Origin of the sequence: Bacteroides sp. M10, from assembly GCF_014334015.1 — a bacterium.
GTDB classification, from domain to species: Bacteria; Bacteroidota; Bacteroidia; order Bacteroidales; family Bacteroidaceae; genus Bacteroides; species Bacteroides intestinigallinarum.
The window spans coordinates 1198608-1222117 of the sequence record NZ_CP060488.1 but is presented as its reverse complement, the minus strand read 5'-3'; the positions used below and the strand labels follow the sequence as shown (position 1 = coordinate 1222117).

General features: G+C 40.6%; 16 protein-coding genes and 1 pseudogene. 12 read left to right on the top strand and 5 right to left on the bottom strand.

Annotated elements, in window-relative coordinates; translation table 11 throughout:
- Positions 1–195: 195 nt before the first annotated feature.
- Complete coding sequence (locus H8796_RS04630) at positions 196–1065, bottom strand: AraC family transcriptional regulator (RefSeq protein ID WP_004324016.1); 870 nt, start codon at positions 1063–1065, stop codon at positions 196–198.
- Between the two features lie 452 nt (positions 1066–1517).
- On the opposite strand from H8796_RS04630, the gene H8796_RS04625 reads away from it, so the two are divergent.
- The 3 genes from H8796_RS04625 (at position 1518) to H8796_RS04615 (ending at position 3877) form a co-directional block, all read left to right on the top strand.
- The gene (locus H8796_RS04625; protein ID WP_117932676.1) at positions 1518–2237 is read left to right on the top strand and encodes a hypothetical protein; all 720 of its coding nucleotides are present in this window, start codon (positions 1518–1520) and stop codon (positions 2235–2237) included.
- Positions 2225–2713 carry a hypothetical protein gene (locus H8796_RS04620; protein ID WP_147340091.1) on the top strand — a complete coding sequence of 163 codons (489 nt, stop codon included), beginning with the start codon at positions 2225–2227 and terminating at the stop codon, positions 2711–2713. The genes H8796_RS04625 and H8796_RS04620 overlap by 13 nt, the downstream gene beginning before the upstream one ends.
- Positions 2714–2914: 201 nt before the next feature.
- Complete coding sequence (locus H8796_RS04615; RefSeq protein WP_117932680.1) at positions 2915–3877, top strand: glycoside hydrolase family 18 protein; 963 nt, start codon at positions 2915–2917, stop codon at positions 3875–3877.
- A 117-nt stretch (positions 3878–3994) separates the two neighbouring features.
- On the opposite strand, the gene H8796_RS04610 is transcribed toward H8796_RS04615, so the two are convergent.
- The gene (locus H8796_RS04610; protein WP_117932682.1) at positions 3995–8113 is read right to left on the bottom strand and encodes a two-component regulator propeller domain-containing protein; all 4119 of its coding nucleotides are present in this window, start codon (positions 8111–8113) and stop codon (positions 3995–3997) included.
- Between the two features lie 190 nt (positions 8114–8303).
- On the opposite strand from H8796_RS04610, the gene H8796_RS04605 reads away from it, so the two are divergent.
- The 6 genes from H8796_RS04605 (at position 8304) to rhuM (ending at position 17838) form a co-directional block, all read left to right on the top strand.
- Positions 8304–11435, top strand: a complete 3132-nt coding sequence (locus tag H8796_RS04605; protein WP_117932684.1) for a TonB-dependent receptor — start codon at positions 8304–8306, stop codon at positions 11433–11435.
- A 15-nt stretch (positions 11436–11450) separates the two neighbouring features.
- Positions 11451–13301, top strand: a complete 1851-nt coding sequence (locus H8796_RS04600) for a RagB/SusD family nutrient uptake outer membrane protein (protein WP_117932927.1) — start codon at positions 11451–11453, stop codon at positions 13299–13301.
- 12 nt (positions 13302–13313) lie between these two features.
- A complete protein-coding gene (locus H8796_RS04595; RefSeq protein WP_117932686.1) occupies positions 13314–13988 on the top strand; it encodes a DUF3823 domain-containing protein in 675 nt (224 codons plus the stop codon).
- 77 nt (positions 13989–14065) lie between these two features.
- Positions 14066–15064 (top strand): family 43 glycosylhydrolase, encoded by a 999-nt coding sequence (locus H8796_RS04590; protein WP_117932688.1) that lies wholly within the window; start codon positions 14066–14068, stop codon positions 15062–15064.
- An 84-nt stretch (positions 15065–15148) separates the two neighbouring features.
- On the top strand, positions 15149–16741 hold the full coding sequence (locus H8796_RS04585; protein ID WP_187343941.1) for a glycoside hydrolase family 30 protein: 1593 nt from the start codon (positions 15149–15151) through the stop codon (positions 16739–16741).
- Positions 16742–16851: 110 nt separating this feature from the next.
- Positions 16852–17838: a RhuM family protein gene (gene rhuM, locus H8796_RS04580; RefSeq protein ID WP_117932690.1), complete on the top strand. Its 987-nt coding sequence runs from the start codon at positions 16852–16854 to the stop codon at positions 17836–17838.
- A gap of 185 nt (positions 17839–18023) precedes the next feature.
- Here the strand turns inward: rhuM and H8796_RS04575 are convergent, their stop codons facing one another.
- Positions 18024–18677: an HU family DNA-binding protein gene (locus tag H8796_RS04575; protein ID WP_117932691.1), complete on the bottom strand. Its 654-nt coding sequence runs from the start codon at positions 18675–18677 to the stop codon at positions 18024–18026.
- Between the two features lie 762 nt (positions 18678–19439).
- Between H8796_RS04575 and H8796_RS04570 the strand changes: the two genes are divergently transcribed.
- Positions 19440–19784, top strand: a complete 345-nt coding sequence (locus tag H8796_RS04570) for a hypothetical protein (RefSeq protein WP_074556556.1) — start codon at positions 19440–19442, stop codon at positions 19782–19784.
- 184 nt (positions 19785–19968) lie between these two features.
- On the opposite strand, the pseudogene H8796_RS04565 reads toward H8796_RS04570, so the two are convergent.
- Positions 19969–20328 (bottom strand): annotated as a pseudogene (locus tag H8796_RS04565) (fibronectin type III-like domain-contianing protein); the annotation flags it as partial.
- Between the two features lie 74 nt (positions 20329–20402).
- Between H8796_RS04565 and H8796_RS04560 the strand changes: the two are divergent.
- Together H8796_RS04560 and H8796_RS04555 are read left to right on the top strand one after the other, a co-directional pair.
- Entirely contained in the window at positions 20403–20819 is a 417-nt protein-coding gene (locus H8796_RS04560) for a helix-turn-helix domain-containing protein (RefSeq protein WP_117938168.1), read from the top strand.
- Positions 20795–21412 (top strand): IS630 family transposase, encoded by a 618-nt coding sequence (locus H8796_RS04555; protein WP_117938167.1) that lies wholly within the window; start codon positions 20795–20797, stop codon positions 21410–21412. Before H8796_RS04560 ends, H8796_RS04555 begins: the two co-directional genes overlap by 25 nt.
- Here the strand turns inward: H8796_RS04555 and H8796_RS04550 are convergent.
- A complete protein-coding gene (locus H8796_RS04550) occupies positions 21401–23434 on the bottom strand; it encodes a glycoside hydrolase family 3 N-terminal domain-containing protein (protein WP_255502157.1) in 2034 nt (677 codons plus the stop codon). The genes H8796_RS04555 and H8796_RS04550 overlap by 12 nt on opposite strands.
- Positions 23435–23510 lie beyond the last annotated feature (76 nt).

Here is a 23510-nt window from a genome sequence, read left to right as displayed (position 1 = left end):
ATTATTTAATTGTTAGAACTAAAATTTCGACGTTTTACACCTCTTACGGACTGCAAAAATAGGGGAAATAGATTGATTGAGCAAGGAATTAAAGAAATAATTCCTTAATAATGGATCAATACGCCAATGTGTCAATATGCCAGCCAGTATATATGCATGGTGCAACTGATTGGCACATTCGTAGGATGGGACTGTTTATTGTACCTTTCCGATTTTCTCACCGCTGGCTGCTTTTTTGCGTAAAGCGCGTGGGGTATCGCCGAAAGAGTCTTTACAGAAGTGTGCGAAATGCGACAGGGAGTCGAATCCGTATCTGTTACAGATTTCAGTGATTCGCATTTTGGTGTGTTGCAGGTCTTCCAGGATTCCTTCCCGTTTCTTTTCCAGTATCCATTCATATACGGGCATACCATATAGGTTTTTGAAAAGGCGGCGGAAAGTAGTGGTCGTGTATCCTCCCAGATGTGCAAATTCTTCTACGTTCTTCACGTTGCTGTAATTCTGTATGACGAAATAGTGGAAACTTTCCGTATAAGTGCTGATTGGATAGAAGAATGAACCTAGCTGGGGCAGCGGATAGAAGTTGGTAATCAAGAAAACCAGTTCTTTGCATTTTAAATCGATATACTTGCTGCAAGGGTTTTCTTCAGCGAGGAATTCGGGCATACTAGTGACAAGGTGGTAAAGCCTTTCACTCATAATCAGTGGAGTGTAGGTCAAAGGAGCTTCCGCCTGTTCCATCATTTCCTTATACCGTTCTTCGCAGAGCAAAGGCAGTTCGTTGAACCAGTAGACAACGTATTCAACATCTGTCAGTGCCAGTATTTCGACTTTGGAGCCAATAGCTTGCAAAACAATTTGTCTCTCGCGTAACGTTATTCCGGGATGCTCTTCGCTATTGATAAGTAATTCGCCCTTTATCATAAAAAGCATGCAATTCTGCGTACACTTATCCTTGGGGATATGCTCTCCTTTAGGTAAGTTTCTATATACAAGGATATTCTCAACATTTTTTGGACATCCTGTACAGTTAGTATATTGTATGCAAAATGAATCTCCTGGCATGAGTCTTATGCGTGATTTATTATCTTAACGGAACAAAGATAGGCTTTTTTTGCGGAAAATGGAACTCTTTCTTCTATTTATGTTTTGGTAGAAGCCTTTGTATGGTCGTCTTTAAATATAGTGGAATGAATTTATAACTAAATATTGCAACTTTATTGTGAAAAACAAAAAGGTCTTATTGATCATGATCGGTAAGATTATTTTCACATTATCAGGGAAGTACAGCGGGGAATAATTCTCATCACGGTGAGAATACTTTGAGAAAATAAGGAGTTGAAAAGTAATTTGAAAGGCTTTTAAAAAGAGTATGGTAGCTATTATAGCACTTTTCGGGTAATTCCTGCATCTCCGGATATTTTTCGTCCATTCTCTTTTATTTTTGCACCCGTAATCTTAAAGAAAGCATTATCTTTGCCGTAAATAAAAAATAAGGCGACAAATATAAAATTATCATGAAATATGTAAAACCCAACCAGATAAGTCATCTGTCCGATGATGAAATAGAAAAACTAATAAAAGACTACTATGACGGCGTTAAGATAAAGGATATAATAGAAATATATAAAATAGATTGTCAACCGTCATCGTTTAGAAAAATATTACCTGCTATAGAAACGGAACAAGTGTGTCTATATTGCAATCATAAGCTACAAATTCAATACTTGTCCCGCAATTATTCTTCTTTCAACACAGAATTAATTTGTCCGGAATGTGGACATGAACCCGAAAATGAATATTGTCCCTGCAATACCTGTAGGGAAAGAGCGAGGGAAGAAAAACGTAAAGAGCAACAAAAGAAAGATGAACAAGCACGAAAAATAAAACAAGAAAAAGAGCAGTTTATCCGGGAAGTACTTTATTTCAAACAAAAACAAGAAAGAGATATAGACACATTATCTTTTGAAGAAAGAGTCTATATCGGAGCTATTTTGCGAGAAGGAATTGATGAAGGATATAATTTTATTAAGCCATTCAGCCAATTTCGCACCCCCATAGCCCCCACTCCAGTGCTGTCGAAAGATATAACAAATATGCTTTATCAAAACAATATTATAAAAATATACCCAGAGACAGATTTTGAGTGTTTTACTGATATAGATTTTGAAAATAGAAACTATTCATTCTATTCAAATAAAGTATATTGGCAACTTAATCTTGAGTGCGCTTATTAGAAAAGGTGATGCTTATAGATTCACTTATTAATCCTACTCCCAAAACGAATGGCTATGAAACATACTGTCTATGGCGAAAAATAGCCTTAAATGAATGCCTAGAATATCTCCTGCATAACATAGAAACGATGTTCAATATTACCTACAAAGTAGGTGATAAAACGAATGGGGTACTAAACGACCTATTGAATGAATTTTCTGTCGGGCAAATTTATCACCTCATTTACACTGCCACAAATAAAGCACTAAGATTTAAAGAAGAACACTGTGTAGCAAACAATCATGCAGCTAATTCAATTATTGGGTATATGCAAAGTTTAGGAGAAAGAGCTCAAAATGATCATTGGAATTTAAATAACTATAATAGAGTAAAAGAGTGTCCTCAATCACTTATCAGCAAATTCTTTTTTGAACGGATATTGAGAATTAACGAAATGGGATTTACTCAAAAGCCACAATTAATAGGTATTGAATAATATTATCTTTATGGTGGAACAAATATGCTTAGCATCAGAAGTGTAAAAACTAAAAAAGAATCTTGTCAGCCTATGAGCCTGCTTTTCTGTTATTGAGAAAACTTTATGTTGATTTTTGGAAGTATTATAGTAATTATTGAACATCCATTCCTGTTTGTTATGTGTATTTTTGTGGTCTAAATTCATTAATTATCAATCATTATGTTAATGCTAAGGAAAATTGTATTCTTCCTTTTTTTATTTGTAGGATTATCGTTATTTGCACAACAAGATTATTTAGTGAGTTCTTATGTGCGTGGAAATTTTTACAATCGGGGACGTGTCGCAACTGAAAGTCTGCGGGCAAGTGACGACCTTATTTTCTTGAATGTTCATCCTAATAAAGATGGAACACTTTCATTTGAAAATCCGCGTGCATTTCAAGGAAAAGGGGTGACAACTTGGGAAGGATTGATTAAATCGGTTCGTGCAAAAGTAAAAGGTACAAAAGCGAAAATACGTCTGGGAGCTTCCAGTGGCGAATGGAAAGCGATGGTGGCTGATGAGGCTGCTCGTACGGCATTTGCAAAGAACATAAAGACTGTACTGGAAAAGAATAAGCTGGATGGCATTGATCTTGATTTTGAGTGGGCGGAGAATGAGAAAGAATACAAAGATTATAGCCTGGCTATCGTGAAGATGAGGGAGGTGCTGGGAGATCAATATCTATTTAGTGTATCTCTGCATCCTGTTTGTTATAAGATTAGTAAAGAAGCCATTGAAGCCGTTGATTTTATTTCACTCCAATGTTACGGTCCTTCACCGGTTCGTTTTCCGGTAGAGAAATATGATTCGGATATTCAGATGGTACTGAAGTATGGTATTCCCAAAGAGAAACTGGTGGCGGGGGTTCCTTTCTATGGTGTGACAAAGGATAATTCGAAGAAGACAGAGGCTTATTTCAGTTTTGTACAAGAGGGACTGATTACGGAGCCTGCACAAAATGAAGTAATATATAAGGGAGAGAAATATGTGTTTGACGGACAGGACAATATCCGCACTAAGACCCGTTATGCGATGGAGCAAGGACTGAAAGGCATGATGAGTTGGGATTTAGCCATGGATTTGCCACTGGATGATTCTAAATCATTGCTCAAAGCGATGGTTGAAGAATTAAGGAAATGACCTCCCCCACAGGTCGCTAAATTTCCTATTGGGAGGTATCAGAAGAGATTTTTCATTATTGTTCTGAATGACAGAGCAACATGAAAGTAAATTCTACTTCTGATACATCTTCCTTTCTCAAGATTGCTTAATTTGTTTCAGATAATCTGAAGGAGAGACACCAAATTCTTCCTTAAAGCATTGGCGGAAATATCCCGTACTGTTCATTCCTACTTTATAGGCTATTTCAGAGATATTGAACTTCCCTTCAAGCAGCAAACGTTCTGCATTCTCCATTTTCACTTTCCGGATATATTCGTTGGTCGAGAGTCCTGTAAGGGCTTTCATTTTCCGGTAAAGAGTGGAACCGCTCATGCACATTTTATCGGATAGATAGTTAATATCAATCTTCTCTGAAGAAAGGTTTTCCTCGATTAAAAGGGTAATTTTTTCGATAAACTCATTATCTAATTTGCTTAAAGCTTCGGCAATTACTATACGCTTTTCACTTAAATCTATTTGATTTCCCGGGGTAGATTGCGCCTGGAATTGGGCAACTAACTTTTTCCTTGAATCGAGCAGATTATTGATTCGGCTACGTAACAGAGAAGCACTGAAAGGTTTCGTCAGGTAAGAATCGGCTCCTACTTCATATCCTTCTTCTTTATCTTGCAGAGAATCTTTGGCTGTCAGCAGGATAATAGGAATATGGCTGGTGCGCACATCATCTTTTAATTGCTTACATAAAGTGATGCCGTTCATCACAGGCATCATAATGTCACTGACTACAATATCGGGGATACGGCTAAGGGCTTGTTGTTTTCCTTCTTCTCCGTTGTTGGCCGTGATTACCTCGAACGAGTCGGTGAAAGATTCAACTATGTATTTCTGTATTTCTTCATTGTCTTCTACAATCAATAGGATTGGTTTACCGGTATCTAATGTCGCTTCTTGTGAATATTCCAGCTCCGTATTCTGATTCATCTCCTCTTGAACCGGTTCTGTAGAATCTGCATGTAAGGCATTGGGGTAGATGTTATCCGTCAGTAAACTGATATAGAACGTACTTCCCTCATTTTGGACACTTTCTGCAAGGATTTCCCCTTCATGTAAGGTGACGAGATTCTTCACTAAAGCCAGCCCGATACCTGTACCGGATGCCTGATGTTTACCGCTTTCCTGATAATAGCGGTCGAAAATATGTGGCAGGGCCTCGGCGGAAATTCCGTACCCTGTATCACTGACTTTAATTTCCGTATAAGCTACCTCATTGCGCATGGTCTGATGCAAACTTAGCGTTACGCGCCCTTGTTCCGTATATTTGATAGCATTGGAAATCAGATTGTCCAAAACAATCGTGATGATTTCTTTATCGAAGAAAAGAAACATTTCTTCTTTTTCTATCTGAATCCGGAAATCAATTTTGGTATTCTGATTTAATTCTTTGTATTTAAGCCCTATTTCATAAATCAGAGGGGCAATGTTCCCTTTGCTGACACACAATTTCTTGTTTTGTGTTTCTGTTTTTCGGAATTCCAGAATCTGATTAATCAGATTGAGCAATCGTAGCGCGCTCTGATGGATAACTGATAGTTTCTGGGTTTGTTTTGCAGGAAGCGATGCCTCTTTCTGCATATCTTCGAGAGGACCGAGGATTAAGGTCAGAGGGGTACGTAGCTCATGGGTGATATTGGTATAGAAACGCAAGCGTTCCTGATTTAATTCCTGTTCCTGCTCGTGGTTTTTCTTTTCCAAAGTATAAAGACTTTCCAGATCTAACTTCTTTTTGTAAGCATGCAAGATAAGATAAATGATGCTGATAGATGCCAGGATGTAGATAAGTTTTGCCCACCACGTCAACCAGAGAGGAGGATTGATACGGATCGTCAGGGAAGTGGCTTCTTCCGGCCATTCCTGATTATGTACTCGCGCTTTGATGAAGAATTCATATTTTCCCGGGGGAATGTTGCGGAAAGTGACATTGTTACTTTCATTGACGGTGTACCACGAGTTTTCGAGTCCTTTCAGCATATAAACATACTCTACTTGATTGACGAGAGAATAGTTTTGGACGTTGAACCTCACTCCGAAGCTATTTTGTGCATGACTCAATTCAACGTTTTGTCCCTTGGAGAGATTGATAATCATATCATTGTTTTCCGGATTACTCAACCGTCCCAGTATTTTCATCTCTGTGACAACCGCTGCCGGGGCCGGTTGTTCATTCATGGTAATGTCAGGATTGAAACAACATACTCCATTGATAGAACCGAAATAAATCTGTCCATTCTTGCCTTGTGTTACACAACCACTTGAGAAGCTTCCTGCCGGAACATCGTCAGAGTGGCCATAGTTATAAAAACAGTCTTTATCCGTAACATAGCAACTGATACCTTTATTATTGCTAAACCAGATATTCCCTTTTTTATCTTCTGTTATTGCACAGATATTGGTATTGATTAAGCCATCTTTTCGTTGGTAAGTTTTGTAATTCAGTTCATTAGTCGACAGGAAACAAACTAATCCTTCCCCCGTTCCTATCCACATTCTTTTTTGTTTATCCTGTATGATCTGATTGATGGTGTTAGAACAAAAGCCATCTCTTTGAGTGAACGTCTTGATTTTCTGTAAGTCCGGGGTATATATGCCAAGTCCGTCTCCGAAAGTTCCAATCCAAAAACGTCCTTTCTCATCTTGAGCTATAGAACGTATAAAATCACTGTGCAGTTCGCTGTTATCTGTATTGTAATGCTGGATAATCTTCATGGTTAGAGGGTTCAATACAACAATTCCTCCACTATATCCTACCCAAATGTTATGTTGGCCATCTTCATAGATCGTACGTACGTCTAGATTAGATTGTCCCGTGAGGGAGATGGAACGGAATCTTTTGTTCCGGCTATCATAATAGCTGATTCCCCCTTGGTAGGAACCGAACCATAAATTCCCTTTTGAATCCTGTAAAGAAGCTAATATAAAATTCGAAGGAATATCTCCACTCTCTTTTTTATAAATGGCAATACGTTTTTCTCCTTCAAAAACATTAATACCTCCTCCATCTGTTCCGATCCAAACCCGGCCTTGTCTGTCTATACAAAGACTGCTGGCTACTTTGTTGTTCAGGCTGTTTTCATTGTTTGGAATCGGGGAATAACTTAACGTGGTAAATAAAGGAGGTTTACTACTGATAAAGTTGATGCCTCCTCCCCATGTTCCTATCCAGACATTGTCGAAAGAATCCTGGAATATACATCGAGCGCTTGCATTAGAGAGGCTTCGACTATCATCACCCTCCTGTATGTATTCAATAGAAAGCTCCTCTGGCGAGAGAAACATACCCTGTTTCAGGTTTAATATGGCAATACCATTGAGCTCTGAAGCAATCCAGAGCCTATTATCTTTTAATTGCCGGATAGATAATATGCGACTGCATAAAGTAGCATACTTGTCATTCTTATTATTTCTGAATGTGATAAAGTTTTCATTAGCAGCATTATATAGAGCCAATCCATTATTTGTTCCTAACCAGATGTTACCGTTTGTATCTTTTATGATACAAAACACATCATTACCGGGCAAACTTGCCGGATTTCCCGTTTCATTCTGGAAATTCTTTACGCTTTTGTCTTTGAGAGAAAAAATACTGAATCCGCTTCCAACATGGCCGATATACAAATTGTTGTCTCCTCCGTCCAATACTGTCCATGTCTGATTGGAGGGCAGACTAGGCACCGTACTCTTATTATAATGTGTGAATTGCCCATTATTAATATTTAGATATTCTATACCTCTATAATAGGTGCTGACCCATAAACCATCATCGTTTTGGGTGGAAGGAGAGATATCCGTTACATCATTGGTAATCAGGCTGTGTGGATTTTCCGGGTTATGTTGGTAGGCGGTAAATGTTTGTTCGTCATAATTGTATGCATTTAGTCCGTCTCGTTGAGTGGCTATCCAAATGATGGGACGTTTGGAATCAGCATACACCCGGTTGAGTTCGTTGCCGGTGATTCCCTGATTGTTATGTGGCAAATCATTTTTATAATAAGTAATGAAGCGGGTGCCGTCAAATTTATTAAGTCCTTCTTCTGTAGCAAACCATAAAAAGCCTTGTTTATCTTGTGTAATACTGACTACATAATTATTGGATAATCCTTGTTCTATCCCCAGTCGTTTTACAGAATGAGACTGGGCTGTCAATTGAAGAATGGACAACAAGGATAAAAATACAGTAGAAGCAATGTGTTTTTTCATAACTCGTGCTTATTTGTTTCAATTATCAGCTCAAAAATAAGAATAAATATTTTATTTAGAGTATGTAAATCGTTCATTGCACGATTTGCATAGCTCTTCTGCATGATTTTTGCTTATTTCATTTATATCAATACTCTATATTTGCATCGGAAAAAACAACAATAAATGTTTAATCTTTAAATTCTAATTTATGAGGTATGTAAGAATCTTATGCATGTGTGTCGTACAGTTGCTTCTGTCAGCTGCAGCATTTGCACAAACACAAGTTACAGGACATGTGGCTGATGTGAGAGGGGAGGATATCATTGGTGCCAATGTTACTGTCAAAGGAACTTCTAATGGAACCATTACTGATATCGATGGTAACTTCACAATTAATGTAGATGATAAAAATGCCACATTGGCAATTTCATTTATCGGTTATAAGACTAAAGAGGTGAAGATAGATGGAAAGACACATCTTCAAATCGTTCTTGAAGAAGATACGGAAACTTTGGATGAAGTTGTGGTGGTGGGCTATGGTACACAAACCAAGAAAAGTTTAACCGGAGCCATCAGTGATGTTAAGTCTGCTGCGTTGACGCGTTCTGTTTCTACGACTACTGCGGGAGCCTTATCCGGTAAGATAGCAGGTGTGTCTACACGTGCTGTGGATGCCCGTCCGGGTAGAGGTATCAATCTTGAAATCCGTAATATGGGTAGCCCCCTGTTTGTAATTGACGGTATTCCTTATGGTGGAATGAATAGCCGTGACTGGTTGCAGGCATCGGATGTTTCCGGTAGCGATGTGTTTAATGCTCTGAATATCGAGGATATCGAGAGTATCACAGTCTTGAAGGATGCTTCTGCTGCTATTTACGGTTTGCGTGCATCAAATGGTGTAGTTTTAGTAACCACCAAGAAAGGTAAAAAGAATGATAAAGTAAGCATCAATGTAAATGGATACTATGGTTGGCAGAATCTGACCCGTTTCCCTGAATTGGCAAATGCAGGACAATATGTAAGAGGTTTGGCTGAAGCAGCACAGAATAGAGGTGAAGATCCAAGCAAATTATATAGTCCCGAGGAACTTGCTAAATGGGAAGCTGGTACCGAACCGGGATATAAGAGCTATGACTATTATGATATGGTAATGAGAAAAAATGTACCTCAATACCACATCAATGCGAATGTGACAGGTGGCTCTGAAAAGACCAACTATTATCTTTCTGTAGCTCATACCGGACAAGATGCGATGATGCCTGACTTTAAATATGAGCGTACCAATCTTCAGTTGAATATTGATACTAAGATAACAGACCGTTTTACAATAGGTGCACAGATTAGCGGTAAGTATGAAAAGAGTGAAGACGTAGGTTTGCCGGGTGGTGACGGTTATTATTCGGCTATATTGGCTATGTTCAAAATGCAGCCTATCGAAAGCCCTTATGCCAATGATAATCCGGAATATATCAATAATGTACATGAGAATGGTTACAATCCAGCTGCTTTCAGTCGTGACATTGCCGGTTACAAGGATAATTTGACTCGTAATGCCAATATCAATGCTTATGCACAGTATGATTTCTCTTTCGGTTTGACTGCAAAAGCTACGTTCTCGTACAATTATACCAACAGCCGTTTCGACGGTTATCAATATGCTTATCAAATCTATACATACGATAAGGAGAAAGATACTTATAACGGGACACCTGCTACAGGCCGTTGGAGAAGTCAAATCGATCGTAGTGTTCCTGCGCGTTATATGCAGCTGCAATTGAATTATGCGAAGCAGATTAAAAACCATAATATTTCGGCGGTTTTGGGTTATGAAGCTTCTGATTATGACTGGACTAAGAAAACGTATGGTACAGAACCTTCTACTGACTATCTGCCGTTATTGCAGTTTGATGAACTCAATAGTTTCGGTGATGAGTGGAGTTACGAAGCACGTGCCGGATGGATTGGCCGTATCAATTACGACTTTGCCCACAAATATCTGATTGAATTATTGGCTCGTTATGACGGTTCTTATCTCTATGCAGCTAATAACCGTTGGGGATTCTTCCCGGGTGTGTCTGTAGGTTGGAGAATCTCGGAAGAGAAATTTTTTGAAAAGCTGCGACCGGTTGTAGATGATTTGAAGATTCGTGCTTCTATCGGTCAGACAGGTACAGAGAAGGATGTAAAACTGTTCGATTACTTGAGTGGTTATACGTGGAATAATGGTAATGCAGTATTGGATGGTGAACTGGTGACCGGACTGAACCAGAGAGGACTACCTATTACTAACTTATCCTGGACTAAGAATACGACATCGAATATCGGTTTTGACCTGACTATGTTCAATAATCGTTTGAAGATTACAGCCGATGCTTTCCGCAAGGATATTACCGGTGTACCGGCTGCCCGTTATGATGTATTGCTTCCGAGTGAAGTGGGATATACATTGCCTAATGAGAACTTGAACAAACAAGCATATATCGGTGCGGAAGGTATGGTTACATGGACCGATCATATCGGTGATTTGAACTATACCGTAAGCGGTAACTTTACTTTCTCACGTTACAAGAGCATTGAGACTTATAAACCGCGTTTTAATAACTCTTGGGATGAATACCGCAATTCTGCGGAAGGCCGTTGGGGAGGTATCTATTGGGGATATCAGGTAATTGGCCAGTTCCAGTCGGAAGAAGAAATTCGTAATTATCCGGTAAATCTGGATGGAAATAATAACCGGACACTGCTTCCCGGTGACTTTATCTATAAAGATGTGAATGGCGACGGTATTATCAATGGTATGGACGAGCGTCCTATCGGTTATCCGGAAGGCTGGGCGCCTATCATGTCGTTTGGTGGTAATATCGGTTTGGCGTGGAAGGGGATTGACTTGAATATCGACCTTTCCGGTGGTGCTATGCAAGGATGGAGACAAAACTATGAATTGGCTAATGCATATCATGGTAACGGAAACTCACCGGTTTATTTATTGGAAGACCGTTGGCACCGTGCCGACTTGTACGATCCGGAAAGTGAATGGATACCGGGACGTTATCCGGCCATCCGTAAAGGTGAATTCAGCTATAACAATAAGAATAGTGACTTCTGGTTGCACAATGTACGCTATCTCCGTATCAAAAATCTGGAAGTGGGTTATAGCTTGCCGGCACAACTGTTGAGACCGATTCGTGCACAGAAGGTACGTATTTATGCTAATGTTTCTAACTTGTGTTCGTTCGACAATGTGGGTAAGTTTGGAGTAGATCCTGAAATTACTGCCGCAGCTGCCGTGGTATATCCGCAACAACGTACATTCCTTCTTGGATTTAATATTACATACTAAAAAATGAACGCTATCATGAAAAGCAAATCTATAAAAATAGTTCTGTTGGGAGCCGTCCTTACTTCCATGTTATCGGGTTGTGGCGACAGCTGGTTCGAAAGAGATCCCAAAAATATTCTTACCAATGAGTTGGTATGGAACGATCCGAACATGATTAAATCACAGCTAGCCAATTTATATAATCGTATTCCACAGTTGCACGGTGACTTCAATACCGGCGGTATGTGCGAAACGGATGATGCTATGTACTGTGGCACGCTGGACCAGAATTATCGTAATGAATTACGTTATGGCAACGACTACGGACGTTGGTGGGATTATGGATTGATACGTGACATCAATATGTCTATTGAGAATATTGACAAATATGGAACAGATATTTCAGCAGATGCCAAGCTGCAGTTCAAAGCTGAATTTCGCTTTATCCGCGCTTACGTTTATTTTGAGCTTGTAAGACGTATGGGTGGTGTACCATTGATTACAACTACTTTGGAGTACGATTTTAGCGGAGATCCTTCTTACTTACGTAATCCACGCGCCAAAGAGCATGAGATCTATGATTTTGTATATAGTGAGTGTGAAGATATCAAGTCGCAACTAGGAAATAAAGGCAGTCAAAGCCGTGCCAACTATTACACTGCATTGGCATTGGAAAGCCGTGCTATGTTGTATGCCGGTTCTATTGCCAAATACAATGCGCTGAAAACTCCTAATATTGTAACGTCTGGCGGAGAAGTGGGTATTCCGGCCGATATGGCAGACGATTATTATCGGAAGTCGTTGGCTGCTTCGCAAGAAATTATCACAAAAGGCGGATATGAGCTTTATGAGAAAGAGTCGGATAGAGGAGTGAACTTCTATAAGATGTTTATGGACAAGACACTGAATAAGGAGGCTATTTGGGTGAAAGATTATAAGAATCCTTTGAAAGTGCATAGCTTCGGTTATGATAATGTAGTCCATTCTTTGAGAGAAGATAATGATAATTCTTCTTGCATCGGTCCGTCGTTAGGATTGGTAGAAGCATTTGATTATTTGGATGGAACTTCGGGTACTTTACATTATAAGAATGGTGATGATTATGTAGTATATGATACTCCGAGCGATATCTTTGCTAATAAAGATGCACGTTTGTATGGTACGATTGTCTATCCGGGTTCAAAGTTCAGAAATCAGGATGTAGATATTCAGGCAGGAGTAGCGGTATGGAATGATAAAACGGGTTCTTATGATTTACTGACAGATTCGAAATTGGGAAGTGCTTATGACGATAATAAAACTTTTGTCGGCCAGGATGGTCCCCAGACTAATAGTCCTAACGTGAGCAATACCGGATTTTATACCCGTAAGTTTATCAGTGAGGCATCCGGTTATACTCTCCGTAACTACGCTGAAAACTGGTGGCCTTGGTTCCGTCTGGGTGAAATCTATTTGAATGCTGCCGAAGCTGCTTTCGAATTGAATGACGAGCCGACAGCTTTACCCTACATCAACCGCTTGCGTCAGCGTGCCGGTTTCCCGGCCAACAGCCTGACAAGCCTGACAATAGAAAAGATTCAGAACGAACGTCGTGTGGAACTGGCTTTCGAAGATCACCGTTATTTTGATATGAAACGATGGAGAATAGCTGATATCACCTGGAACGGAAATACAGATAACGATAAAGCGATCGTTTACGGTTTATATCCTTATCGTATTGCTAAACCAAAACCGGGAACATCGGATCAGGACAAGTACATTTTTGTAAAGACAAAATCCGAACGTTTCAAGGTGGCAAGAACCTTCCAGCAGTCTAACTATTATTCATTCATTGCTGATGATGTAATTAATAACAATCCGACGATTGTGAAGAATCCATTCCAATAAAAATAAGAGATTATGAAAAAGATTATACCTTTCTTTATTATGATATGTTGTTTGTTGGCAGTAAGCAGCTGCAGCTACGACAACTTTGAGGAACCTAAGGCTACATTGACCGGAAGAGCAATTTATGACGGTGAAGCAGTAGGGGTTAGAAGTGGAAGTTCAGAGTTTGCTTTATTCCAGGATGGTTATGCTTTGCATGGCTCTATTCCGGTGTATGTTGCGCAGGACGGAAGCTATTCCGTGTCCCTTTTCAATGGTGATTATAAATTGGTGCGTATGGGCAATGCTCCTTGGGAAAGACCTTCTAATGACACAATTTATATTACAGTGAAAGGAAACACTGTGCAGGATATTCCAGTGACACCGTATTTCTCTGTCAGAAACGTATCTTTTGCCAGAAACGGCAACAAGGTTACCGCACGGTTTACTATTAATAAGGTAGTTGCCGATGCCAATCTGGAGAATGTAGGTATTTATTTGGGAACAGGTATCCTGACGGATGAGAAACAAAAGGAAGCAGAATTGAAGTTGGGTAATACAGTTTCACTCAATCAGGAAAACACTGCTGAAATTGAGATTCCAAGTGGCTTGCTCAATGAATCCTATCTTTACGCCCGTGTCGGAGCTAAATCAGACAAGTCATCGGAATATTGTTACAGTCAATCTATTAAAGTAGCATTGAAATAAATAGCATCAAGAATGTAAATACCGGAGGGGGAGTATCACAACCTGATATTTCCCCTTTTTATCCAACTCATGAAAATATGATAGTACCTATTAAACAAACTTTGATTATAATCGGCTTGATGTTGGCAGTGACGCTGCCTGCTTTCGCGTTATCTGGTAATCCTGTGTTACCAGGTTTCCATGCTGATCCTGAAATTTTATATTCCAACAAGACTAAGAAATACTATATCTATTCCACCACAGACGGACAGCCTGGATGGGGTGGTTGGTATTTTACCGTTTTTTCGTCTGTTGACTTAAAGAATTGGAAGGATGAAGGGACAATGCTGGATTTGAAATCAGATCAGGTACCTTGGGCGGATGGCAATGCATGGGCACCTTGTATGGAGGAGAAGTTGATAGGAGGAAAATATAAATACTTCTTTTACTACAGCGGTAATCCGAAAGCAGGTGGAGGAAAACAGATTGGAGTAGCCACGAGCGATTCTCCTACGGGGCCGTTTGTTGATTTAGGGCATCCCATTGTAACGGATTCACCCACCGGAAACGGTCAGCAAATAGATGTGGATGTGTTTACCGATCCGGTTTCGGGGAAGTCTTATCTGTATTGGGGAAATGGCTATATGGCAGGTGCGGAACTGAATGAGGATATGGTTTCCATTAAGAAGGAAACGATTACAGTGATGACTCCCGAAGGAGGGACTTTGCAGGATTATGCTTATCGTGAAGCTGCTTATGTGTTCTACCGTAACGGACTTTACTATTTCATGTGGTCGGTAGATGATACAGGGTCTCCCAATTATCATGTAGCTTATGGCACTTCAGCCTCACCTTTGGGACCAATTAAAGTAGCTAAGAATCCTGTTATACTGATTCAAAACCCGGAAAAGGAAATATACGGTCCTGCTCATAATGCTGTTTTGCAAGTTCCCGGCACTGATAAGTGGTATATTATTTATCATCGCATTAATAAGAATTATCTCAAAAGTGATCCCGGTGTTCATCGTGAAGTATGTATAGATCGTATGGAATTTAATGAAGATGGGAGCATTAAGCAAGTAATACCCACTCCTTAATAATATCTTTCCTGATTTCGGTAGATGGTCAGGTTGTTTCAGGACGGAATTGTATTGTATGATTTGAATAATGAAAGATTATAGATGAATAGGATTATAGGTAAAAAGAGAGTAGCGATTTTAGGTTTTCTGTTTGTATGTGTGGCGGGTGGATGTTCTCAATCTGTTCCTGATGTAAGTTATCAGATAGAAACGGATAAGCCTTGTCAAACGATGGCATATTTCAGTGCTTCAGATGCCTGGAGTATGCAGTTTATCGGACTTTGGCCGGAAGAGAAACAAAACCTGGTAGCCGATTGGCTGTTCAGTACGGAGAATGATGCGAATGGACAGCCGAAAGGTATCGGCCTGTCCCTCTGGCGTTTCAATGTCGGTGCAGGCAGTGCGGAACAAGGGGAGGCTAGTCAGATCGCTTCTCCCTGGATGCGAGCCGAGTGTTTTCTGAACGCGGATGGAACGTACGACTGGAACAAGCAACAAGGACAACGCAATTTTCTGAAACTGGCAAAGGAACGGGGAGTCAATAAATTCCTGGCTTTCCTGAACTCGCCTCCCGTACATTATACACAGAACGGATTGGCAACCAATACCGGTCGTGGAGGTACGGCAAATTTGAAGCCGGATTGTTATGGAAAATACGTCCGTTTTCTGGCAGATGTAGTACAGGGAGTAGAAGAACATGATGGCATCAAGTTCAACTACATCTGTCCTTTCAACGAACCGGACGGACATTGGAATTGGGTAGGACCGAAACAAGAAGGTTGTCCGGCAACCAACAAAGAAGTAGCTCATACTGTCCGTTTGTTAAGCAAAGAATTTGTAAGCCGGAATATGGATACGCAGATTTTGGTGAATGAATCTTCTGATTATCGCTGTATGTTCCGCACTCACGAAACAGATTGGCAACGGGGTTATCAGATTCAAGCTTTTTTCTGTCCGGATAGTGTAGATACATATTTAGGAGATACTCCGAATGTTCCCCGCCTGATGCTTGGTCATAGCTATTGGACAACGACTCCGTTAAGCGAATTGCGTAATATCCGCTGCCAGTTGCGGGATACCTTAGATAAACATCAAGTTGGCTTCTGGCAAACGGAGACTTGCATCATGGGTAATGATGAAGAAATTGGTGGTGGAAATGGTTTCGACCGTACAATGAAGACAGCGCTCTATGTAGCACGTATCATTCATCATGATATTGTATATGCCAGAGCTGAAAGCTGGCAATGGTGGCGTGCCATTGGCGGTGACTACAAAGACGGACTGATTCGTGAGTATACAACAGACGATAACCTTTTGGATGGTAGAGTAGAAGATTCTAAACTGATGTGGGCTTTAGGAAATTATAGCCGTTTTACCCGTCCGGGAGCAGTCCGGCTATCCGTTTCGGCTTTCGATCAAACAAACGCTTTCATCCCTGATGGCGATACCGACCAGCAAGGATTGATGTGTTCTGCTTACAAAAACGTAGATGGAACGTATGTGATAGTCGTTATAAACTATGCCAATGAAGAAAAAGAGTTTTCTATTCATAAAGAAAAAGTCGGGAATGCACAATGGCAGGTTTATCGTACTTCGGATAAAGAAGGGGAGAATTTGCTGCCGGTAGGAAAAGTGAAAAGTGGAAAGAACATTCAGATTCCGGCACGTTCTATTATAACGCTTCAGAGTAACTAATAAAAGCAGCTTTATATTCTTTATTTCTTTTTGAAAGCTGTACATTTGTGTGTCCGTCCATTGCTACGAAGGTAATGGACGGACACAATGCGTAAATAAGGAGGCATTTTATGGACAATAGAGGAAAAATTGTCATTTATCAGACGAAGGATGGGAAAACTTCCATTGATGTAAAGTTGGAGAATGAGACGGTGTGGCTCAATCAAGCTCAAATGGCGGAGTTGTTTCAAACGGATAGAACTTCCGTAGTGAAGCATGTTAATAACATCTATAAGTCGGAAGAGTTGGAGAAAGACTCAACTTGTGCAAAAATTGCACAAGTTCAGATGGAGGGGAATCGGACTATCAAGCGTCACATTATTTATTATAATCTTGATATGATTATTTCTGTCGGTTATAGGGTCAATTCCATGCGTGGCACCCAATTCCGTATTTGGGCCAATAAAGTCCTGAAAGACTACTTGATTAAAGGTTATGCCATTAATCAGCAAGCCAAAGCTGTTCAACTGGAAGACTTGAAGAGCACCGTACGCCTTCTTTCTAACGTCATCGAACACAAACAATTGACGCTGGATGAGGCCAATGGACTCTTGCGTGTGATTACCGATTACACTTACGGTCTGGATACACTGGATAAATACGATTACCAGCAATTGGAAGTAGACTCCACGACTCCTACTGAAGAATTTCGTGCCACCTATGAAGAAGCAATGGAAGCCATTCACCTTTTGCAGGAAAAGTTCGGAAGCAGTGATTTGTTTGGAAATGAAAAGGATCAGTCGTTCAAAAGCTCTATCAACACCATTTATCAGACGTTTGGCGGAGAAGAACTTTATCCGAGCGTTGAAGAGAAAGCAGCGATGCTTTTCTACCTTGTCGTAAAGAATCACTCGTTTAGTGACGGTAACAAGCGTATTGCCGCTTTCTTGTTTCTTTGGTTTCTGGAGAAGAACGGTATATTATATAAATCCGATGGTTCGAAGTTGATTGGAAACAATACGCTTGTGGCACTTACGTTGATGATTGCCGAAAGCCGGACGGAAGAAAAGGACGTGATGGTGAAGGTAGTAATCAATTTGATTAATAAGAATAATTGAATTTAGGTCTTATTAATGAGTGATATAGATAATGAGAGATACCTCGCTTCAAGGTGTCTCTCATTCTACCATAAAAATAGGTTATTTTTTGGGGGGGAATTTATTATCAGGAATACCATTTTGCTGACGTCAGCAAAATGATCGGTAGTGCCTTCTTGGGCACTTTTTTCATACTCTTTACTTTATTATTGTATAGTATTTGCTTCATCCTCTTTTATCTCCGCCTTGCCATAATATCCCGGCATCGGCATGTAAATCGGATTATAATAAGTATTGATATTCTTCAACTTCTTCTCCTCCTCTTTCAGCCGTTTGATTTGCCGTGCGGCAGTGGTAGGGGTAAAGCCGCACAATCCTTGAAAGTCGCGACGGGTTAATACAGGGTTGCTCTTGAAGTAGTTTGTCAGCAATTTGTCTATCTCGTCATTTGAAAGGACAGCCGAATGGGGTTTCAGTTTACTTCGCTCCACATGAACAACACTGACTGACCTTTTCAGTTTGGCATCCGCTTTAAAGCTGATGTTGGCTTTGAGTTTTATCTGATTCGCTTTTAGTTTGGGCGAAGTGATAGGCTCTTGACTATTCAGCTTTATCTGGAAATAACCGATGCCATCCAGATGGACGCTTTGTCCTTCTCGAAGACGATCCCCCATAAAATGACTTAGAGATTCGAGAACAGACTTTACATCCCCTTCAGTTAGAGAAGTGGCTATCTGGATTTCTTTTGCCAGATAGTCTGTGTCAATGTGTTGGAAGTTGACTACACGTGCGTGATACACTTCCTTACCTTCCTCATCCTTGGGATGGGGAGTCTTGTACAATTCAAATTGTATTGCCATTATTAATTTGTTTTCGCCTTATACATTACTACGTATTTTAAATTTATCGTTGTAAGCCTATAAGGACATTGTTTTTTTGTTGCGAAGCTAATCGATCATCTTCGGACTTAGGGGGAGGGTGTTATATAGCTGTTGTTTGTTTGCTATCAAGCGGCTTTTATAAGTTATCCTGCCTTTATTCTTGGACTAAGGCATAGGGATAGTTATCTTCCGGTGCCTTTATCATTAGTTTCCCACGGCCGTGGAGAGATCTCGTCATGGCTGTGGTAGTATCTTTTCACGGCCGTGGTAGGAATTCGCCACGGCCATGAAGAATGAACTATATCGGTAGCAAAGATAAACTATATCAGGGAGAAAAGCAAAGTATTCCTACTTGTTGTAGGTATTTATATGCCTTGTTCTATTTGATAGATATAGGGCAAGGGAGAATTAAACTATTTTACTGTGATAACAGTGGCATTGTCTGAAAAATATAGTTATATTTGTAGCGTGTCTTCAGAGAGAAGATACGTTTACTTTTGAATTGGAGAAAGTGTTTTTATTATCTGCTCCGTAAATCTGGTAAATTTAACACCTGCAGATAATAAGTGACCGGTCTCCACGTCCATGTTGTATATATATTTGTTATATATCTCAACGGGCGTGGAGCTATTGCTTATTATTCAGGTGTAGGCTTACCAGAGCCGTCGGAGGATAGTACAGTAATAGTTTCTGCGCCTTTTTTATTGGCAAACGGGAACACATAATTAAAAAATGATAGTTATGAGTGACCTTACTTGTTCCTGTTCCTGCCTGATGAAGCACGATTTAGAACGCTCCGTCGACAAGCTTAGTTTTATGAAAGAAAACTGGCCTAGCTTTGCAAATATTGAAAGTGTAGACCAATTGTCAAAAGCTGAATTGCAGTGTTCTCTCTGTTTATTGAATATAGTGATAGACGGGCTGTCTAAAGATGAATTCTCATGTCCGAATAAAGAACTTATCCATTTGGTCATCATGTATGTGTATATACAGGAAAGGTTCGATTTATGTGAAATCAAAGAACTGCATACTAAATTGGTGATGGCTCCTGTGAAGAAAAGAAAGAAATGGCTCTCTAAGTCATAGCTATTCAGGTTGTCTTTGCAAAAATTTGATGAAAGTAGTGTTTTTTGCGGTGATAGGTGACAGATGTGGTGATAGGTTGAAAAACAACCTATCACCGCCGGGAACTTCGATGAATAAGGTATTTGATTGCCGTCGGTGATAGGTGATAGAGAAAAGTGATTTTTTATATATGAGAAGAAGCTTGTTAATGAAGAGTATTTTTATTCGGAGTATTCCATACTTTCGTCTGATCGCATACAATATCAATCCATTGGTCACCGCATTTGATTTTGAAATCTCCTTTTTCCAGTCTCCACTTACCGTCATACCCGACAAATGCCAAATCGCTTCCTTTTAGTTTCAACGTAACAGTCTTTGTTTCTCCCGGTTTCAAAGAGATCTTTTCAAAGTTCCGCAGACGGATATTGTCCGGTGTACTGCTTGCCACCAAGTCTTTAGAGAATAACAACACACTTTCTTTTCCGGCAACTTTGCCCGTATTGGTTACATCAATCGTGAATATCAGCTCATCATCGGCATTGAAAGTCGCTTTGTTTACTTTTAAGTAGGTGATCTAAATTATTTATATATATCAGTACTAATATGGTTCATTTTCCGTTTTATAGAAAAAATAGAATTATGAAACCAATAAAAGTACTTGAATTATCAGAGGTTGATCGCCTCAAATTAGAGAAAGGCTATCATAATGGCCCTACTCATAGTTTTCGTATCAGATGCAAATCCATATTGCTGAAGTCAGAAGGTAAATCAGCTCCCCAAATAGCAGAAATGCTTGAGGTAACAGTACCTACTGTCTACACATGGGTAAAACGTTATGAAGAAAATGGCATCAAAGGCTTGGAGACACGTCCTGGTCAGGGGCGAAAGCCTATTATGGATTGTTCTGATGAAGAAGCAGTCCGCAAGGCAATTGAGGAAGACCGTCAGAGTGTGTCCAAAGCACGTGAAGCATGGCAGAATGCGACTGGTAAAGAAGCCAGTGATATTACTTTCAAACGTTTTTTAGAAACATTGGTGCAAGATATAAGCGTATAAGAAAACGCCCAAGGGGCAAACCCTCACCGCAGCTCTACGCATACAAGAAAGAGAAGTTGCAAGAACTTGAAGAACTTGATTCCAAAGGAGAACTTGTGCTATATTATGCCGACGAAAGTCATGTCTGTACAAATGGTTATGTTCCATATGGCTGGCAATTCAAGAATGAGGATATTTACATCCCATCCGAGAAAGCTGCCCGGCTTAATATTTTTGGCATGATTACCAAAAGGAACCAATATAAAGGCTTTACCACAAAAGAGTCCATCAACGCAGACAAGATTGTGGACTATCTTGACAGATTCTCTTTCAATGTAACGAAGAAGACTGTAATTGTCTTGGACAATGCTTCTGTTCATAGAAATCGGAAAGTTAAAGAACTGAGGAAAATTTGGGAGAAAAGAGGATTGTTCCTCTTCTATCTTCCACCTTATTCTCCAGAACTTAATCCTGCCGAGATTCTTTGGCGTATACTTAAGGGTAAATGGATAAGACCGATAGATTACGAGACTACGGACTCGCTTTTCTATTGTACGAACAGGGCCTTGGCGTCTGTGGGTACGAACTTATTCGTGAATTATTCATATTTGTAAAATTAATTTTGAACAGTTACTTAGGTTATTATATTTATAATTGGTATAGCTTAATCCGAAGCCGAACGGCCATTGAATATCCATCACCGAATCATAATTGTAGTTACCTCCCATTTGCCCCATATTTTCACAAGGCTTGTAGTCATAAGTCGCCAAAGCGTTGATTAGGCGGGGATAAGTAAACGGCATTTTTCCACTGAAGTTGGCATCACCGGCCAATAAGTTAGCAAGTGCATCGCCACCGTAATTGCTTGGCAGCATGATGTTGACGACAGCTTTTGCCAAAGGCTCTATGTCATTGATAATACGCGGACGTCCCTGGTTCAGAACCAAAACGATAGGTTTACCCGTAGCGGCCAGAGCCTTTACCAGATTGCGCTGATTTTCCGATAAGGTAAGATCCGTCAGGTTGCCGGGAGTTTCGCAATAAGAGTTTTCGCCAATGCAGGCGATGATAATATCTGCCTGTGCTGCCGCTGCTACCGATTTTTCAATTTCCGGTTTGTTTTCTTCCCACCAGTTATCGTTTTTGTAAGGAGCATAGGTGACTCCCGGTTCGTAGATAATATTCTCTTTTCCGTATTTCTCACACAAAGCCTCGTAGATTGTATGATATGCCTGCGTGTAATCATCGGCAACGTGTCCCTGCCAGCTATACGACCATCCGCCGTTCAGGCAACGCATGGAGTTTGCGTTCGGCCCGGTCAGCAGAATCTTTTTGCCTTTCGCTATCGGCAGGGTATGTGCGTCATTCTTCAATAACACTTCCGATTCCTCGGCAGCCTGGAGGGCAACGGCCGCAAATTCCTTAGAACCGAACTTGTCATACTTCTTAATGTCCCAATACGGATTGTCGAATAATCCCAGACGATATTTCAAACGCAACACACGGGCTACTGCATCGTCGATGCGTTCCATAGATACCTCTCCTTCTTCAACCAACTCTTTCAGATAATCGCAGAAACTCACTTCATAAGGAACCATTGACATGTCGATTCCGGCATTGATGGCAATCTTGATGGCTTCTTTCTTGGTGGCAGCAATATGATCCCGTGTGCAGAGATTGTTTATGTCCGCCCAGTCTGTTACAATCAGACCGTCCCAGTTCAAGTCTTCTTTCAGCCATTCGGTCAGTAATTCACGGTTGGCATGAAAAGGCAGGCCGTTGTCAACGCCAGAATTCACCATCACGCTCAATGCACCATGACGCACGGCAGCCAGGAAAGGAGCGAAGTGTTTTTCACGCATATCGCTGCGTGAGATGGAAGAAGGAGTACGGTCTTTCCCGGAAACGGGTACACCGTAACCCATATAGTGCTTCATACAGGCAGCTACATGGTATGCTCCGATGCGGTTCGGGTCTTCTCCCTGAAATCCCTTTACGGCCGACACGCCCATTTCTGTATTTACATAACAATCTTCTCCATAGTTCTCCCACATACGTGCCCAGCGCGGGTCGCGACCTAAATCGACAACGGGGGCAAACGTCCAGGGGATGCATCCTGCTTTGGTTTCATAGGCAGATATTTCGGCACTTTTCCTTGTCAGTTCCCGGTTGAAAGTGGCTCCCATGTTGATGCCTTGCGGAAACATCGTTCCGTCCAGCGTGTAGGTCGTTCCATGAATCTGGTCTACTCCATAGATGCACGGGATACCGATTTCTTTCATTGATTTCTCCTGTATCTGCTTGATGGCTTCCGCCCACTTCTCCTTCTTCTGTGCTACTCCCAGAGGGACATTCAGTAGTGAGCCTACCTTATATTTACCGATAACCGTGTCGAGCATCGCCTCGCTTAGACAGAATCCTTTCTCACGGCTGGTTTCAAGGTCAGACACCACATCAATGGTGATTTCACACATCTGACCGATCTTCTGTTCGAGGGTCATTCTCTGAAGCCATTGCCGGATGTTAGCTTCAATAGCCGGATCGGCTGGGATGGCGGGAGGGGTAGCCTGCGCGTGAGTTGTAAGGCAGGTACCGGCAAAGGCTGATACTAATACCATTTTCTTAATGCTTTTCATGAGTTGATATTTTTAGAGTGAGACTTAAAATCTACCACAAATGTAGAAAGATTTGCAGTCACTCGAAAGGGCGAAA

What these genes read in the sequence shown, in the direction of transcription:
- H8796_RS04615 (WP_117932680.1), top strand. Translation starts at nt 2,915, where the DNA reads ATGTTAATGCTAAGGAAAATTGTATTCTTCCTTTTTTTATTTGTAGGA.
- H8796_RS04600 (WP_117932927.1), top strand. Translation starts at nt 11,451, where the DNA reads ATGAAAAGCAAATCTATAAAAATAGTTCTGTTGGGAGCCGTCCTTACT.
- H8796_RS04625 (WP_117932676.1), top strand. Translation starts at nt 1,518, where the DNA reads ATGAAATATGTAAAACCCAACCAGATAAGTCATCTGTCCGATGATGAA.
- H8796_RS04550 (WP_255502157.1), bottom strand. Translation starts at nt 23,434, where the DNA reads ATGAAAAGCATTAAGAAAATGGTATTAGTATCAGCCTTTGCCGGTACC.
- H8796_RS04605 (WP_117932684.1), top strand. Translation starts at nt 8,304, where the DNA reads ATGAGGTATGTAAGAATCTTATGCATGTGTGTCGTACAGTTGCTTCTG.
- H8796_RS04590 (WP_117932688.1), top strand. Translation starts at nt 14,066, where the DNA reads ATGATAGTACCTATTAAACAAACTTTGATTATAATCGGCTTGATGTTG.
- H8796_RS04610 (WP_117932682.1), bottom strand. Translation starts at nt 8,113, where the DNA reads ATGAAAAAACACATTGCTTCTACTGTATTTTTATCCTTGTTGTCCATT.
- H8796_RS04560 (WP_117938168.1), top strand. Translation starts at nt 20,403, where the DNA reads ATGAAACCAATAAAAGTACTTGAATTATCAGAGGTTGATCGCCTCAAA.
- H8796_RS04595 (WP_117932686.1), top strand. Translation starts at nt 13,314, where the DNA reads ATGAAAAAGATTATACCTTTCTTTATTATGATATGTTGTTTGTTGGCA.
- rhuM (WP_117932690.1), top strand. Translation starts at nt 16,852, where the DNA reads ATGGACAATAGAGGAAAAATTGTCATTTATCAGACGAAGGATGGGAAA.
- H8796_RS04575 (WP_117932691.1), bottom strand. Translation starts at nt 18,677, where the DNA reads ATGGCAATACAATTTGAATTGTACAAGACTCCCCATCCCAAGGATGAG.
- H8796_RS04570 (WP_074556556.1), top strand. Translation starts at nt 19,440, where the DNA reads ATGAGTGACCTTACTTGTTCCTGTTCCTGCCTGATGAAGCACGATTTA.
- H8796_RS04585 (WP_187343941.1), top strand. Translation starts at nt 15,149, where the DNA reads ATGAATAGGATTATAGGTAAAAAGAGAGTAGCGATTTTAGGTTTTCTG.
- H8796_RS04630 (WP_004324016.1), bottom strand. Translation starts at nt 1,065, where the DNA reads ATGCCAGGAGATTCATTTTGCATACAATATACTAACTGTACAGGATGT.